Source organism: Lactobacillus sp. WILCCON 0059, assembly GCF_057197985.1.
On sequence record NZ_JBUBHN010000001.1, the window covers coordinates 1,892,063 to 1,909,964 of the forward strand.

Below are 17,902 nucleotides of genomic sequence, written 5' to 3' on the forward strand. Positions count from 1 at the left end.
ATTTTCGACTATCCCAGTAATTCACCGTACATCCATTGGTACTTGCTTGCTGAGTTCTTCCAGGAGAAGTCAGACCGCATGGCAGTTCTTTGTGCCTTGGCCCACTTGTCCTTTTCATGGTAAAGTTCCAGCATCTTCTTGATGGCTTCAACCATTTGGTAGCCGCTGAATTCGCGGAAGCCAAAGCCGGTGCCTTCGTTCTTGGTCTTGTCGTAAACCCAGACCGTGTCGGCCAAACCGCCGATTTGGTGAACGATTGGCAAGGTCCCGTAGCGCAGGCTGATCAATTGTGACAAGCCGCATGGTTCAAAGGCGGATGGCATCAAGAAGGAGTCGGCCCCAGCGTAGATCTTTTGCGCCAGGTTGACGTCAAAGGCCAGGATCAGCTTGAACTTGTCCGGGTAGCGGCTGGCAATGTCGCTTAAGGCATGTTCGTAGTACTGGTCCCCGCTGCCCAAGATAACTACTTGCAAGTCAAACTGGAGAATGTTATCCAGTTCTTCCAAAAGCAGCTGGCAGCCCTTTTGAGCAGTGAGGCGGCTGACCATCCCGATAACCGGGGTGGTTGGCGCTACCGGCAGGCCAACCTGCTTTTGCAGGTCAGTCTTGTCGCGGCGCTTGTGCTTCAGGTGGTTGACGTCGTAGCGGACCTTGATGACCGGGTCAGTAGCCGGGTTGTACTTTTCAAAGTCAATCCCGTTCAAGATGCCGACCAGCTTAAAGTTGACTGACCGCAAGATGCCATCTAAGCCTTGGCCGAATTCTGGCGTTTGGATTTCTTCAGCATAGGATGGGCTGACCGTGGTTACCCGGTCGGCGTACAAGATCCCGGTCTTCATCCAGTTGACGTCATTGTTGAAGCGGACGGTCCCGTTGTCAAACCATTCATAGCCCAGGCCGAAGAAGTTCGGCAGGGTCTTGGCATCGTACTTGCCTTGGAATTCCAGGTTGTGGATGGTCAAGACAGTCTTGATGCCGCGGTAGGCGTCCACGAAGCCCCACTTTTCTCTGAGCAGGAATGGAATGAAGGAAGTGTGGTAGTCGTTGCAGTGCAGGATGTTCGGCACGAAGTTGAAGCGCTCCATCATCATGATCACGGCCTGCTGGAAGAAGGCGTAGCGTTCGCCATCGTCGTAGTAGCCGTAGATGCCTGGCCGCTTGAAGTAGTATTCGTTGTCGATGAAGAAGTACTTGACCCCGTTCATTTCCAGGGTGAAGATCCCGCAGTATTGGTTCCGCCAGCCAACTGGAACATAAAAGTTGCCTTGGTATTCCAGCTTTTCGCGGTATTCCTGCGGCATGTCCTGGTAAAGAGGCAAAGCCACGCCGACTTCATCGCCGTCCTTGGCCAATTGGTTGGGCAAAGAGCCCAAGACGTCGCCTAAACCGCCAGTCTTAAAGAAGGGAGCACATTCGGCCCCGACAAATAAAACTCTCACGTTTTTTCCTCCCGATTAATCCAGTACAAAGTCCTTGCTGATGACGCTGCCCTTCTTGATGACAACAGGGCTGTCAGGCTTACCCTTGACGGTCACGCCCTTTTCAATCACCACATTCTTGTCCAGGATGGCGTATTCAACGTCAGATCCGCTCTTGAGCTTGCAGTTGGCCATGATTACGGAATTCTTGGCAACAGAATCCTTAGCAAAGTTTACTCTTCTGGAAACGACGCTGTTCTTGACTTCACCCTTGACCGTGCAACCAGTGGCAATCAAAGTGTTCTTGACGTCAGATTCCTTGTCGTAGTAAGTGCCGACTTCGTTTCTGATCCGGGTGATGATCTTTTGATTGCCGTAAAGCAGGGAGTCGCGCTTGTCCTTTTCCAGCATGTCCAAGTTGGCCTCGTAGTAGCTGGAAATGTCGTGGATGTTGCGCAGGTAGCCGGTGTATTCGTAAGCGTTGGCCTTTTCCTTAACAGTCAAGGCTGCCAGACGTTCCGCAACGTCATAGGAAGCCCCGCTCTTTTGGGCCTTTTCCAGTTCGTGAATCAGCCAATCAGTGTTCATGACATAAACATTAGCTGACAGGTTAACCGGACCTTCACCAGTCAATTCGATGGCTTCTCTTTGTTCAATGACGATATTGTCATCACTTAAGACAAAGGTGTGGTCATCTGGCGCAATGTCTTTTTGGTCAACCCGCTTGAAAACAGGGGTAATCCGGTTTTCGTTTGATTGGTGGAAGTGGAGGATAGCCTTGAGGTCAAAGTTAGCCGCCATCTTATTGCCGATGAAAACAGTGTATGGCATCTTGCAGGTCTTAAGGAAGAGGATCAAGTCATCAAAGTAGTTTTCCCCTCTTGACCGCCGCCGCATCAAGTTCTGGTAGAAGTCCAGGTATTCGTAAGAGCCGATCGTGTCCAAGCCCCATTCCTTGCCCCCGCCCAGGTGGTCCAGGTAAGAACGGACCTTTTCCTGGCTGATCAAGGTGTAGACGTGGTTGATATCGGCGTTGACGATGCTGGAGAGGGCAAAGTCCATCAAGCGGTACTTGCCGGCAAAGTAAAGAGTTGACAGGGCTCTTTCATCGGTCAGCGGCTTCAGCTGGCTGTATTCGTGCTGGTTGCTGAAGATTGCACACATCTTACTTGTTTTCATTTGGTAACACTCCAATCTTTTCCTTGTTGCCGACTACGGCAATTTCCCCATTTTCTTCACCAACGACAGAATTGCTGCCGATCACGGCGCCTTCACCAACGATAGCCTTGGTGATCTTGACGTTCTTGCCGATCTTGGCGCCCGGCATGATGACTGAGTCAACAATCTCACTGCCGCGCTGGACGTCAACGTTGGCTGAGATGATTGAGTGCTTGATCGTCCCGTCAATGTAGCAGCCGTCAACGATCATAGAGTCAGTAACTTCGGCGTTTTCCGTAATCATTTGCGGAGCGTCAATGGTGTTCTTGGAGTAGATCCGCCAGCTGCGGTCGTCCAGGGCCAGGCCGTCAGAGCCGTCCAGGAATTCCATGTTGGCTTGCCAGAGAGAGTCGATGGTGCCGACGTCCTTCCAGTAGCCTGAGAACTGGTAAGAGAAGACTCTTTCGTCGCTCTTCAGGTAGTAAGGGATGACGTCCTTGCCGAAGTCGACCATGTCGTCAGCCGTAGCAAAGCCCGCGGTCAAAACGTCGCGCAGCCGCTTCCAGTTGAAAATGTAGATCCCCATTGAAGCGTGGTTGCTCTTTGGTTCAGCTGGCTTTTCTTCGAATTCGATGATCCGGCCGCTGGAGTCGGTGTTCATGATCCCAAAACGTGGTGCTTCTTCCCAAGGCACGTCGATAACAGCCACAGTCAAAGAAGCGTGGTTCTTTTCATGTTCTTCCAGCATGTCAGCGTAGTCCATCTTGTAGATGTGGTCACCGGACAGGATCAGGACGTATTCTGGGTCCTGGCTGTCGATGTAGTCGATGTTTTGGTAGATGGCGTGGGCGGTCCCTTCGAACCACTTGCTGCCGCCGTTGTCCGTGTATGGCTGCAGGATAGTGGCGCTGGAGTTCAAGCCGTCCAGCCCCCAGCTGGAGCCATTGCCGATGTGGTTGTTCAGCCGCAGTGGTTCATATTGGGTGATGATGCCGACATTGCGCACGCCGGAGTTGGCGCAATTGCTCAGCGGAAAGTCGATGATCCGGTAGCGGCCGCCGAATGGCACGGCCGGCTTAGCTTGATTGGCGGTCAGTTTGCCCAGCCGGGTCCCCTTGCCCCCGGCTAAAATTAAACCTAGCATTTTTGTACTCATGGTAAAAAATCCTTCCCTACTTAATCTTTTATCTTTAATCTTTTATCACATTACATCAACGTTTCTTCGAACGCTTTCTCTTGATTGTTACCTGGTCAGGCTTGATGATCATGGCACTGAAGCCTGGCAGGTCAACAGAAATCTGGTAGTCGAAATCCTTGAATTTCTCCTCTGTGGTAGCCATTTCCTGTGGTTTCGCGGTCCAGTCGCCGCCAAATTCACTGCGTGAGCTGTTGAGGACCTCCTTATAGGTCCCTGGGTAAGGCACGCCGACTTTAAAGCCGTCGCGCTGAACCGGCGTGAAGTTGAGCAGAACGATCAGGAAATCATGCCGCACCTTTCCTTGTCTGATGAAGGAAAGGACGGACTGGTCGCGGTTGTCCGCGTCAATGATTTGGACTGACCGGTCTTCCTGTTCCAATTGCCACAAAGCCGGTTCATTCAAGTAAAAGTGGTTCAATTCCCGGTTGAACTTGAGCATCTTGGCGTTTAATTCATCACTTAAAGAAGACCACTCCAAGCCTTCTTGGTAGCGCCATTCCAGGTACTGGCCGAATTCCCCGCCCATGAAGAGCAATTTCTTGCCCGGGTAGGTCATCAGCATGGTGTTCAAGTTCCGCAGCTGAGCGAACTGGTCTGGCCGGGCGCCGAACATCTTGTTCATCAAGCTGCGCTTGCCATGGACGACTTCGTCATGCGACAGCGGCAAGATGAAGTTCTCACTCATTCGGTACATGAATGAGAAAGTAGACAAGTCAAAGTTGTCTTTGCGGAAGTAAGGGTCCATGGAATAGAAGCGGAGCTCATCATTCATCCAGCCCATATTCCACTTGTAGTCAAAGCCCAGGCCCCCGTCTTCGACCCGGCCGGTGATCTTGACTTGAGAAGAACTTTCTTCCGCGATCAAGATTCTTTCCGGGTGCATCCCCTTGATCGTCTTGTTGAACTTGTGCAAGAATTCAATTCCTTCAATATTGCGGTTGCCACCGTACTGGTCTGGCTTCCACTCGCCCGGTCCCCGGTCATAGTCGCGGTAAAGCATGTTGGACACCGCATCGACTCTGAGCCCGTCCAGATGGTAGTATTCCAGCCAGAAGAGGGCGCTTGACAAGAGGAATGACTGCACTTGCGGCTTGCCCAGGTCAAAGTTCAAGGCGCCCCAGCCCTTGTTCTGGGCCCGCCAACCTTCTTCAAATTCGTAGCAAGGTGTCCCGTCGTAGTAGGCCAAAGCATCGTTGTTAATGCAGAAGTGACCTGGCACCCAGTCAGCCAGAACACCGATGTTTTCCTTGTGGCAGGCTTCCACGAAATCCTGCAGATCCCGCGGCTCTCCGTAAGCCCGCTCCAAGGCAAAGTAGCCGGTGGTCTGGTAACCCCAGGAAGCATCCAGCGGGTGGGCAGTCAAAGGCAAGAATTCAATGTAGTTAAAGCCCTGTTCCTTAACGTAGGGAATCAATTCCTTTTGCAAGTCGCGCAAGGTATAAAGACTGCCGTCCTCATGCTGCTTCCAGGAGCTGGCATGCACTTCATAGATGTTGATTGGCCGGGCAAAGTGGTTTGACCGCTTATGCCAGCCAAACCAAGCCCCGTCAGTCCACCGTTTCTCCGGCAAGTTGCTTACCACGGCAGCGTTGCCTGGCCGGTGTTCATATTCCAGGGCCATCGGGTCAAATTTCATGACCTCTTCCCCGCCTGCTTGCTTGACTAAGAATTTGTAAAGCTGGCCAGGCTGGGCACGGTCAGTTTCAATAGACCAAACTCCATAAGCGTTTTGCCGCATGGGCAGGTCTTTCTCCCAATTGTTGAAATCGCCGACCAGCCAGACTTGCTGTGCTTTAGGCGCCCAGACGCGAAAGGCATAGCCATTTCCAGCCGCGTGACAGCCAAGATAATTTTGCAGATAAAATTCATTGCCAGCGGCAAAGTTCTGTAAATGTTGCTCCAGCTCGTCCATTTCTTACCTCACTTCCTATAAAAACATCACCATTTATTCATAAAGACATCAAATCATTTTCGCGTCAACGCTGTAAGCGTTTTTCGCCTACTTACATTATAAGCCTTTTTTGGTATTTTTCAGTATAAAAAATGACATTTCTCAAAAAAACGTTTTCTTTCTGCCAAAACTAGATTCCATCTAGCTTCACGCTTATTTTTTGGTCGAAAAATCGAACGATTCGAGCAGCTTATAAAGTGTGTAGTTTTACAAATAAATGATACCATATTCTTATTTTGCTTTCATTTGATTGCTAAAACAATTTAAAGCGCTTTCTATATTGTGAATATTATGTTCTTTGCCATTTAAAGGCTGGGTCTTTTTCATATACTTGTATCGTATTTCTTTTTTCTAAAATTATTACATTCTTTCAATACTGTTTCAACAAGGATTTTGTACATTCCGAATCTGATAAACAAATAACGAGCGCCAGTAAGGGATATAAAATGAAAAGCCGCCGGCTAAGGCTGGCGGCTTTGTTAATCATTTAGTTATTAAGTCCCTGGTAGACCATTTTTCCAATCCAAAATAGGATGAATAACCAGAAAATAATAATCGGCAAGGCATAGTACCATTTCTTCGGTTTTCCGCTCTCCCACATCCCCTGGCTCTTGTCCAGACAGTCCTGCCAGACGTCTGCGGGAATCAGTTTAATGGTCAAAGCAGCTAAAAGGGGCAGGATCAAGAGATCGTCCAGATAGCCCAGGACCGGGATAAAATCAGGGATTAGGTCGACGGGTGACAAGGCATAGGCCACGGTCAAGAAGGCAAGGAGCTTGGCCAGCCAGGAGGTCCGCCGGTCTTTAAGGGCGAGAAAGAGGGCCGGGAGTTCAACTTTGACTCTGGCGGCCAGGGCTTGGAGCTTTTTCTTCATGATATCCTTTCGCTTTAATGTTCAGCCTGCTTGATCTGATCACCCAAGCTGGCGAGGTCAAAATCGGCCTGCATGAAGTCGGCGTTGCTAGTTGGCAGGTGGAGGTTAAAGTCACTAAAAGGCGTAAGGCTGAGCTCGCCTTCAGCTAGCTCTAGGTCCAGAACGTGCCCGCCTAAGGCATGGTCGCCACTTAAATAGTGGAGGTGGAAACCACTGGAAGCAATCCCCTGGTAGAGGTCGGGAGCGTAGTAGCCGATTAAGGTGCCAGTCGTGTTTTTACCTTCAAAGATGGCCTGCTGGTCAGCAACTTCAGTTAAGCCTGGGTATGGCTTTTCCTGCTTGAAGACGGTCCGGGTCTTCATTTTGGCAAAAGTGCCGGTGAGTTTAACGGCATAGAAGATATTGTTCATCCCCTGCCCTTTCAGATAGGCTTCAAGTTCTGGCAAAGATAAGCCACTTACCTTTTGGCCAGGACTTTTCTGGTCAAAGTGGACACAGGCAAAGGGCGTTTTGATGTTGCCGGACAGGGCTTCGACGGTCCCGTCCCGGCGGATGGTATAGGCTGTGCCGTCAAGGATGACCATTTCACCGTCCAGGCCGCTGCAGGTGCCGATTCCGCTATCGCCATGATTCAGTAATTCTTCGAGAGACATGGTCCCGTCAAAGAGGCCAGCGACCAGCATAGCTAAGGTGCCGTGCTGGAAAAGTTTTGCTTCCTTGCTCATTTTTTCCTCCTAAAAACTAGTAATCAAGTTCGCCGGCATGGTGAATCTGCTGGCGGTGCTTCAAGTTAAAGCCAAGGGCCTCCAGGGCGTGACTATTCTGCTGGTAGGTCAAGGCGAAGAGGTCGATCAAGCCAGCGTCAGTGTTCAGCTCATAGACGAAGGCAGATTCGTTCTCGGGGATAAAAAGGGACTGGCGGCTTTCCAGAGTGTCATCTTCTGAGAAAGTATAGTCATCGATCACACCCTGCAGAAGCAGGCAAGGTCCATCTTTTCTGCAGCCAGCAGGGATCGCCTGGTAGACCGCGTCTTGGTTGCGGCGATTGTAAATGACGTCGACGTCAAAGTTTTCCCGGAGGTCAGCGCTATCGATAAAGAAGCGGTGCATCTGCCGGGCCTGCTGGTAAAAGGAGCGCCAGAAGGCAGCTTTTTCCTCTCCGCTTAAGCCAGCAAGTCTTTCAGAGATGCTGTAGCTCAGGATTTCGCTAGGATCAATCTCCAGGTCTTCCAGGTAGTCGTTGTCGTATTCATTGTTGTAGTCAGTCATTTTTATCACCCCGCCTTTCTTAAATTACATAGTTATGCTTTAAAGCTCTTTTGTCAATCCTAAATATGTTAAGCCTGCGAAAAAACAGGAAAAAGACGAAAAAAGACGTGACCTGTTAAAAAACAGAATCACGTCTTGAAAAGCAGTTAGCTTTTTTAAAGAAAGAGATTAATTCTTGCGTTTCTTGTCGATAGCGAGGCCGAGCAGAGCGGTCAAGGCCATTACGCCGAGGCCGAGGACTGACAGAGCACGGGACTTGTCAGTTGCTTCACCGGTCTGCGGCAGTTTGGCTTGCGCGTTTTGCTTCAGACTAGCAGTTTGCTTGCTTGAGCCAGTTGAGAAGGCAGTAGCGTTCGGAGTAGCTGGAGCGGTCTTGCCCTTCTTGCCAGGCAGAGTTGGACTATTTGGACCAGTTGGCGCGGATGGCGCCCCCTTCTTGCCCGGCTTGTTGCTGCTTGGCTTGGATGGAGTCACGCTCTTAGTGTAAGGAACAGGAGTATCCTTGGTTGGGTCTTTCGGAGTTACCTTTGAAACGTCAGTCGTGTAGCCTAAGACATCTGGCGTTGGTTCATTTGGAAGCACCTTGGATGGATCGCTTGGATCGTTCTTGTAGCTTGGAGTTTCAGCACCTGGAATTGGGTTGCCGTCCTTGTCTACTGGAACGATCTTACCGATCTTCTTGTAGGTGAAGACTGCGGTCTTGTCGCTGTCACCAAAAGTACCAGTCGTGTCGGTCGTCTTAACCAATACGTAGCCAGTGATTACCTTGGCGTCTTTAGTTACATCATACTTGTCACCGGACTTGTAGTCAGTGCCCTTGGATACACTAGGCACAAGATCATTGCCGTTTTCGTCCACGAACTTCTCAGTCAAGCCGTACTTAGCTGCTGGAGTTTCGTTCTTCGTGTAAGGAACAGGAGTATCCTTAGTCGGATCTTCTGGAGTTACATTTGGAACATCAGTCTTGTAGCCTGGTACAGATGGAGTTGGCTCATTTGGAACCACCTTAGATGGGTCATCTGGGTCGTTCTTGTAAGTTGGCGTATCAGCACCTGGAATTGGGTTACCGTCCTTGTCTACTGGAACAATCTTACCGATCTTCTTGTAGGTGAAGACTGCAGTCTTGTCGCTGTCACCAAAAGTACCAATCGTATCGGTCGTCTTAACCAATACGTAGCCAGTGATTACCTTGGCATCCTTAGTAACGTCGTACTTATCGCCGGACTTGTAGTCAGTGCCCTTGGATTCGCTTGGTACAAGATCATTGCCGTTTTCGTCCACGAACTTTTCAGTCAAGCCGTACTTAGCTGCTGGAGTTTCGTTCTTAGTGTAAGGAACCGGAGTGTCCTTAGTCGGATCTTCTGGAGTTACATTTGGAACATCAGTCTTGTAGCCTGGTACAGATGGAGTTGGCTCATTTGGAACCACCTTAGATGGGTCATCTGGGTCGTTCTTGTAAGTTGGCGTGTCGGCGCCTGGGATTGGGTTGCCCTTTGGATCTACTGGAACGATCTTACCAAGTTTCTTGTAAGTGAAGACGGCAGTCTTGTTGCCATCAGTGAAGGTACCAGTCGTGTCGGTCGTCTTAACCAATACGTAGCCAGTGATTACCTTGGCATCCTTAGTCACGTCGTACTTGTCGCCAGACTTGTAGTCAGTGCCCTTGCTTTCACTAGGTACAAGATCATTGCCGTTTTCGTCCACAAACTTCTCAGTCAAGCCGTACTTAGCTGCTGGAGTTTCGTTCTTCGTGTAAGGAACCGGAGTATCCTTAGTCGGATCTTCTGGAGTTACATTAGGAACATCAGTCTTGTAGCCTGGGACAGTTGGAGTTGGCTCGTTTGGAACCACCTTAGATGGATCATCTGGGTCGTTCTTGTAAGTTGGCGTGTCAGCGCCTGGGATTGGGTTGCCATTTGGATCTACTGGGACGATCTTGCCAAGCTTCTTGTAAGTGAAGACTGCAGTCTTGTCACTCTTTTCGAAAGTACCAGTCGTATCAGTCGTCTTAACCAATACGTAGCCAGTGATTACCTTGGCATCCTTGGTTACGTCGTACTTGTCACCAGACTTGTACTCAGTCCCCTTGCTTTCGCTTGGTGAAAGTTCGTTGCCATCTACGTCCACGAACTTCTCAGTCAAGCCGTACTTAGCTGCTGGAGTTTCGTTCTTAGTGTAAGGAACCGGAGTGTCCTTAGTCGGATCTTCCGGAGTTACATTTGGAACGTTGGTCTTGTAGCCTGGGACAGAAGGAGTTGGCTCGTTAGGAACTACCTTAGATGGATCTTCTGGATCGTTATTGTAGGTCGGAGTGTCTGCGCCTGGGATTGGGTTACCCTTTGGATCTACTGGAACAATCTTACCAAGCTTCTTGTAAGTGAAGACTGCAGTCTTGTCACTCTTTTCGAAGGTACCAGTCGTATCAGTCGTCTTAACCAATACGTAGCCAGTGATTACCTTGGCATCCTTGGTTACGTCGTATTTGTCACCAGTCTTGTACTCAGTACCCTTGGATTCGCTTGGTGAAAGTTCATTGCCTTCTTCGTCCACGAACTCCTCAGTCAAGCCGTACTTATCCTGAGTGTAGACAACCGGAGTATCCTTGGTTGGATCTTCTGGCGTTACATTTGGTACATCAGTATTCCAACCTGGAACCGTTGGAGTTGGTTCATTTGGAGTTACCTTAGTTGGATCATCTGGATCGTTCTCGTAAGTTGGCGTGTCAGCGCCCGGAATTGGGTTGCCATTTGGATCTACTGGAATAATCTTGTTGACCTTCTTGTAGGTGAAGACAGCAAGCTTGCCACTATCCGTGAAGGTACCAGTCGTCCCTTCCGTCTTGACCAATACGTAGCCAGTGATCACCTTAGCGTCCTTAGTTACGTCGTACTTATCGCCAGTCTTGTAGTCGCTGCCCTTGTCGACGCTTTCTGCAAGTTCATTGCCTTCTTCGTCAACAAACTTTTCAAGCAGGCCGTACTTGGTTTCTGGGGTTTCGTTCTTGGTGTAAGGAACCGGAGTATCCTTAGTCGGGTCATCCGGAGTTACGTTTGGAACATCAGTCTTGTAACCTGGAACGCCTGGAGTTGGTTCGTTTGGAGTCACCTTAGTCGGGTCATCTGGGTCGTTCTTGTAGCTTGGCGTGTCGGCTCCTGGAATTGGGTTGTTATTTGGATCTACAGGGATAATCTTGCCGACCTTCTTGTAGATGAAGGTAGCAGTCTTGTCACTCTTGTCGAAAGTACCAGTCGTTTCATCCGTATCAACCAGAACGTAGCCAGTAATTACCTTAGCATCCTTAGTTACGTCGTACTTGTCACCAGTCTTGTACTCAGTACCCTTGCTTTCGCTTGGCGCAAGTTCGTTGCCGTCTACATCGACGAACTTCTCAGTCAAACCATACTTATCTTGAGTGTAGACAACTGGCTTATCCTTGGTTGGATCTTCTGGAGTTACGTTTGGAACATTAGTCGTCCAACCTGGAACCGTTGGAGTTGGTTCGTTTGGAGTTACCTTAGTTGGATCATCTGGGTCATTCTTGTAGCTTGGAGTTTCAGCACCTGGGATCGGGTTGTTATTTGGATCTACAGGGATAATCTTACCAACTTTCTTGTAGATGAAGGTAGCAGTCTTGTCACTCTTGTCAAAAGTACCAGTCGTTTCATCCGTGTCAACCAGAACGTAGCCGTTAATTACCTTGGCATCCTTAGTTACGTCGTACTTGTCACCAGTCTTGTATTCAGTACCCTTGGATTCGCTTGGCGCAAGTTCATTGCCGTCTACGTCGACAAACTTCTCAGTCAAGCCGTATTTAGTTTCCGGAGTCTTAACGTAAACAACTTCAGTATCCTTAGCTGGATTCTTCGGCGTTACCTTATCACCAACCTTGTTGTCTCTTGGCTGGTAGCCTTCAACTTCTGGAACAGTTGGGTCCACCACCTTGGTTGGGTCAGTTGGATCAGTCTTGTAAGTTGGCGTATCAGTGTCCTTAATGTGAACACCTTCTTCGTCAACTGGGATCAGCTTGCCATTTGGCGTGTAAGTTACAGTTGCTTCAACATCTGGATTATCCGGAGTTGCAGTCAAGCCACCTTCACTCTTCTTGTCGGCGTGGTAGCCTTCAACTACCGGAGTATCTTCAAAGCCGAAGGTCTTGCTGCCTTCCCATTCGCTAGTTGAGATTACCTTGCCAGTTACCTTATCGATCGTAACTGTCCGCGTGAAGGCTTCCTTTTGAGTTTGAACCTTGTCAGCTGGAGTCTTGTCACCTGCACCTACGTAGTGAATGGTTTGGGTAGCGTCCTTAACCAGGTTCTTCCGGTCAGTTTCTTCACCATAAACTGGACTGTTCGGGTCATTAGGGTTGATCGGGTTACCTGGAGTTACTGGGTTCGGGTCATTTGGCGTGATGGTCTGAGTCTTGTGCTTCAGGTGAACTTCAAAGTTGTTGCCTTCTTTAGCGTAAACTGTGCTGCCGTCTGTGAAGTCGTTAGAAACCAGTTCGTAGCCCTTGTTTTCGTAGTATTCTATTTCCTTTGCAGTAGTGTAGTTGATCTTTGAACCAACCTCACCGCTTGGCAGAGCATCTTCATCAAGAGTGACTTTTGTCGTATCGTCAATGTACTTGATCGTACCAGATACAACCATCGGGTTATTGCTGTAGACAACCTTTTCAGTCAAGTCAGCTTGGCCTGGCACTACAGTTTCCTTAGCTACAGTGTCCTTGTCAACATGGTCAAAGCCAAGAGTCTTTGGATCAGTTGACTTAACTTCACTAAGATCCGCACTCAATGGCTTCCAAGCACGGTTAGCATCATCAGTGTCAGCCTTGCCGTCACCATTGGTGTCGTAACCGAGAATCTCACCGGTTACCTTATCAACGATAGCAGTCCGCTCAAACGTTACGCTTTGTACGTATGAGCTCTTACCGTCTGGTGAACCGTTAACTGGTCTGCCCTTAGCGTCAACGTACTCGATAGTCCGGGTAACAGTATTTCTCAAGTCTTTTTCAGTCAAGCCGTCTGGGTAAGTTACATCCCCGCCAGGGATGATCGGCTCGCCTGGATTCTTAGGATCTTCTGGTGTTACCGGAACAGTTTGGTGGCCATAGTATACAGTCACTACAGTGTCCTTGGTTGAGCCATCAACATTTACAGCTGCTACAGTTTCTTTGTCTGGAGCAGTATAGCCATGACTGGACAGATCAGCTGACTTTTGTTCATCCCAAGATCCAGTAACCTTGTAGTTATCGTCAAGGGTGAAGCTAGTGCCATCTGCTGAGACAGTACCGTAACCAATCTTGTTGCCCTTGCTGTCATAAATTACTGACCGGGTCAAAGTAGCAGTTTGAGTTACTGAAGGTTCAAGTTCTGATGGAATTGCCTTGCCAGTTACTGAGTCAACGTAGTTGATAGTTCTAGTAACAGTCTTAGTTTCTTCATCCTTGAGCGTGTACGTGATCTTACTGTATTTTACAGTAACCACACTATCCCCTTGACCTGGAGTAACTACCAGATCCGGAACAACAGGAGTATCAACCTCATCGTAGCCCAATAACTTTGGATCTTTTGATTGAGCCTCTAACAAGGTCTTCTTAGTTGGCGTCCATGCTTGATCGGCTTTGGTGGTATCAACTTTGTCATCACCATCAGTATCGTAACCGAGGATCTCACCAGTTACCTTATCGACAATAGCGGTCCGAGCGAATTCTGCAGTTTGTTCATATCTGCTGGTACCATCAGGTGAACCATTAACCGCATTGTCTTTATCGTCAATGTAGACAATCGTCCGGGTAACAGTATCCTTCAAGTCCTTTTCAGTCAAGCCTGCTGGGTAAGTTACATCCCCGCCAGGAATGATCGGCTCGCCTGGGTTCTTCGGATCTTCTGGCGTTACTGGGACAGTTTGGTGGGTCAAGTGAACAACAAAGTCATTGCCTGTCTTAGCATAAGTTTGAGTACCATCAGTAAAGTTGTTTGAAACGAGCGCGTAGCCCTTAGCTTCGTATTTCTTGATCTTGTCTGCAGTAGTGTAGTTGATAGTTGAACCTACAGTACCCTTTTCAAGATCTTCGCTGCTTAAGGTTTGACCAGTAATATCATCAACGTACTTGATGGTACCAGTTACAACTTGAACATAAGGCACTTCAGTATCCTTGGATGGATCTTCTGGAGTTACCTTGTCGCCAACCTTGTTGCTCTTCGGCGTGTAGCCATCTACGTCTGGAACAGTTGGATCCAAGACCTTGGTTGGGTCTGTTGGATCAGTCGTGTAAGTTGGCGTGTCAGTACCTGGGATTTGCTTGCCGTCTTCATCAACTGGGACCAGCTTGCCGTTTGGAGTGTAGGTTACGGTTGCTTCTACATCTGGGTTATCGACAGTTGCGGTCAAACCACCAGCAGCCTTCTTGTCTGCGTGGTATCCGTCAACTACTGGAGTATCTTCAGTACCAAAAGTCTTAGTGCCAGTCCAACCAGTGCTCTTGGTTACTTCGCCAGTTACCTTATCAATCGTGTCAGTCTTGCTAAAGGCATTCTTCTGAGTTTGAACCTTGTCAGCTGGAGTCTTATCACCAGCACCAACGTAGTGGATAGTTTGAGTTGCATCCCTATAAGTTGTTTTTTCTTCAGTTGCGTGCTTCAAGTGAACAACAAAGTCGTTGCCAGTCTTAGCATAGGTTTGCGTACCATCAGTAAAATTGTTTGAAACAAGTTCATAGCCTTGAGCTTCGTAGCTCTTAATCTCGTCTTCAGTCTTGTAGTCGATGACTGAACCGATCTTACCAGCCTTCAAATTGTCGCTGTCAAGTTCTTTACCGGTAGTATCGTCAATGTACTTAATCGTGCCTGAAACAGGGTTGTTGCTGTAAGTTACGGTAACAGGAGTAACAGCTTGATCTGGCGTAACTACGAGTGATTCAACAGTAGACTTGTCGACATTGTCGTAGCCTACTTCGCTAGGCTTCTTCGAATCAACCGCCGCCAAAGTCTTTTCGGTTGGCATCCATGCACGGTCTGCACTTTCAGTGTCGACCTTGCCATCGTTGTTAGTGTCGTAACCAAGGATCTTGCCAGTTACCTTGTCAACGATAGCAGTCCGAGTGAATTCAGCAGTTTGTTCGTATGAGCTAGTACCATCTGGCGAACCGTTAACTGCGTTGCCGTCTTCGTCAACGTAGTTGATAGTCCGAGTTACACTAGCATTCAAGTCATTCTTTGACACGCCATCTGGATAAGTCACATCACCCTTAGGGTTAATCTTGTCAGTAGTAGTCTTCGGATCCGTTGGCTTTACCGGCGTAGTCTGGTGGCCATAGTATACCTTTTCCGTCACATCGGTAGTATTGTGATCAACCGTTACCGCAGCAATTGAAGCTCTGTCTGGTGCAGTGTAGCCGTAGTCTGACAGATTTGCAGAGTCCTGTTGAGTCCAGGTTTTCTGTTCAATCGTGTAACTTGAACCATCAGCTGAAACGGTACCATAACCAATGAAGTTGTTTTGGTCATCGTAGATCTTGTTTCCAGTCAACGTTACGCTCTGTTTAACCGTCGGCTCTAAGTTCTCTGGAATCGGGTTGCCAGTCACACTGTCATAGTATTTGATCGTCCGAGTTACTGTCTTAGAATCACCTGCTTCAGTGTGATATTTAACCTGTTCGTATACGTAGTAAACGTCGTTAACCGTGTTGGAAATGATCGTACCAGTAGCGTCTGATGGGGTCAAAGTGTAAGTATAGCCATTGACGTCAGTCGTTCCTGCAGTCCCCAAAGACTTGTCACTCTTAACATAACGATAAGTCTTACCGTTCACAGTAATGGTTGCTGGTCTGTAAGTTGAGCCGGTTACATCATATGCCGTGCCAGTATCAGAATTCTTATACGCAGTGACTGGCGTTTTGATTGCCGTACCATCACTAGTTACGTAGTTTACTCGTACTTGGCCTCGTGGAGCGTAGTAGTAGTCAACTGGAGATTGACCTTCTGGGTTAATGTTGAGCAATAACCAGTTAAATACGTACTTGCCCACCATTTGCTCATCGGTAAAGCCAGCAGCCTTGACCGCTTCGTCTGGAATAGCAAATGCTCCCTTTTCGTGAGAACCATTATAATTTGCAAGATTATTACCAGTAGTAGACCATTCACCAGGCTTCAGCTCTTCACTAGTAAAGACAACCTTCCAAACGTCAGGATTATTAATATCATCAAGGCTCGCACCATTTAGAGCCATGCGAATACTGATAATGCTACTACCGTCAGTACTCGTGATCAAACTCGTCCGAACCATTTGAATGTAATTTGAATACTTTCTTGGAGTTGGAACTAAAAGATCACCGACTGTATAGCTACGCTTTAAAGTGCTAGTTGTTTCAGAAGGGACGGATACCAAGTCATAACCAACGAACTTACGCAGACCTGACGCGGTATAGATTGAACCCGGTCTACCGGTTTCATCGTATGTTGCTAATACAGTTTCGTTACCGGCAGCGTCCTTTGCAATGTAGCGTGTTTCAATAGTACTTGCATCCGGATAATTGAAACTGATAGAGGTCCCAGAAGTTTGATTATCGCTGTCTGCTTGATATACAGCCGTAGAGTACATTGGACCATTATTAGCATCAATTGGGCTGGCATCAAATTTAATAGCCTTTGTAGTTACACCATTGACAACATTTTCTGCATATGAGTATTGGAACGGATTACCGTTTGTAGAATTTAATGCATCAATGGTCTTGTTTAAATCACCCGGCTTGGCTGAGCTTTCCCAAAGAACTGTGTCTTGATCAGCGTCAACCAATTGAATATAAACAGTATCATCATATACCCCATTGGTAGCTTTAGCAGCCGTTGATACCCGGATGTAGTAATTGACATTATACGTTTGGTTATAGCTGGTATAGCCAGATTGATTAATTGGCCCTAAGCTAAGAATCCCAAAAGTGTAACGTCCCTCAGTTGGGTCAGCCTTGTAGCCACTAGGAATCTTTTTTGCAGAGTTGTCAAGTAACAGACTTGCCCCTTTGGCATCACTCATCGCTGGATCAACATCGCTGTCAGTCAGCCCCTTTGCTTTGCCTTCAGTAGTAATCTCACCGCTTGAAGAAGCCGCATCATCCGTAGAAGTTGTGGTGTCAGTCGTAGCCGTAGTAGCCGCTGCCAACTTTACTGACTTAAGTGCTGAAGCCTTAGCCACCTTAGAAGCAGTCAAAGCATTAGCGTCAGCTGTTTCGCTAGTGGCCGTTTGCTCTTGACTATTTTCTTCGCTGGTGGCCGTGGCTGGAGTCGTGCTTTCACTGATAGCCGTACTTGCCTTTTCACTAGCTTCACTCGTTGCAGTGCTGGTCTTACTTGCTTCACTAGTTGCGGTGCTCTCCTTAGCCGCTTCACTAGTCACCGTTTCCTTACTTGCAGTTTCACTGCTTAGAGTCGTTTCTGCCGCTGCTGACTCACTAGTCGCGGTTGAGTTTACAGCTTCGCTGGCCGTACTTGCTGCTTCACCAGTCGCATTGCTGCTTGCTTCGCTAGTCGCCGTAGAAACAGTAGCTTCACTAGCTGCAGTCGTCTGAGCACTACTTGCCTTATCCGTGCTCGTCACCTTAGTCTCAGTAACCGTTACTGCCGACTGGTCTGTCGTATCCGCTGATACAGGACTCCCCCAAGCATAAGTCAAAAAAGACAAGCCCAGCAAAACTGAAGCGGCACCAAAGCTGTATTTTCTGATACTAAAACGCTGCTTGGAGTCGCTCATTCGTTGTTCTTGAAGATGCCGATTGTTCTTTGATAACATGCTTACACCTCTTAGACAAAACTAGCCATTTTCTAGAAATAGCTCACAACAGGTTCACTTGCCATCACTCATCCAAATTGTATTGAGCAATTAGCCAACTCTATAGCCTATATTTTCCACACAGAAGTACACACATTTAGTCATAAAATTTCTGCATCCCTCTCTCTCGTCATAATTTCTCACTAAACTTTTTTCTTCAAATTTAGAATAGCTTACTATACCTAAGATAAAATAGTCATCATTATTTAATT

Annotated in this window: 8 protein-coding genes; all 8 read right to left on the minus strand. The window is 48.1% G+C overall.

The features are described from left to right. Positions 1-8 precede the first annotated feature (8 nt). A complete protein-coding gene (gene glgA / locus ACYVUT_RS08890) occupies positions 9-1,439 on the minus strand; it encodes a glycogen synthase GlgA (RefSeq protein WP_439775842.1) in 1,431 nt (476 codons plus the stop codon). A 15-nt stretch (positions 1,440-1,454) separates the two neighbouring features. After that, a complete protein-coding gene (gene glgD / locus ACYVUT_RS08895; RefSeq protein WP_439775841.1) occupies positions 1,455-2,597 on the minus strand; it encodes a glucose-1-phosphate adenylyltransferase subunit GlgD in 1,143 nt (380 codons plus the stop codon). Further along, complete coding sequence (locus ACYVUT_RS08900; RefSeq protein WP_439775840.1) at positions 2,584-3,732, minus strand: glucose-1-phosphate adenylyltransferase; 1,149 nt, start codon at positions 3,730-3,732, stop codon at positions 2,584-2,586. The genes glgD and ACYVUT_RS08900 overlap by 14 nt, the downstream gene beginning before the upstream one ends. Positions 3,733-3,787: 55 nt before the next feature. Beyond that, positions 3,788-5,686, minus strand: a complete 1,899-nt coding sequence (glgB, locus tag ACYVUT_RS08905; protein ID WP_484501894.1) for a 1,4-alpha-glucan branching protein GlgB — start codon at positions 5,684-5,686, stop codon at positions 3,788-3,790. Between the two features lie 526 nt (positions 5,687-6,212). Then, a complete protein-coding gene (locus ACYVUT_RS08910) occupies positions 6,213-6,599 on the minus strand; it encodes a YkvA family protein (protein ID WP_484501895.1) in 387 nt (128 codons plus the stop codon). 14 nt (positions 6,600-6,613) lie between these two features. Further along, positions 6,614-7,324 carry an acetolactate decarboxylase gene (gene budA / locus ACYVUT_RS08915; protein WP_484501896.1) on the minus strand — a complete coding sequence of 237 codons (711 nt, stop codon included), beginning with the start codon at positions 7,322-7,324 and terminating at the stop codon, positions 6,614-6,616. A gap of 16 nt (positions 7,325-7,340) precedes the next feature. Further along, positions 7,341-7,868 carry a hypothetical protein gene (locus ACYVUT_RS08920; protein ID WP_484501897.1) on the minus strand — a complete coding sequence of 176 codons (528 nt, stop codon included), beginning with the start codon at positions 7,866-7,868 and terminating at the stop codon, positions 7,341-7,343. A 168-nt stretch (positions 7,869-8,036) separates the two neighbouring features. Then, positions 8,037-17,651 carry a mucin-binding protein gene (locus ACYVUT_RS08925; protein ID WP_484501898.1) on the minus strand — a complete coding sequence of 3,205 codons (9,615 nt, stop codon included), beginning with the start codon at positions 17,649-17,651 and terminating at the stop codon, positions 8,037-8,039. Between the last annotated feature and the right edge of the window lie 251 nt (positions 17,652-17,902).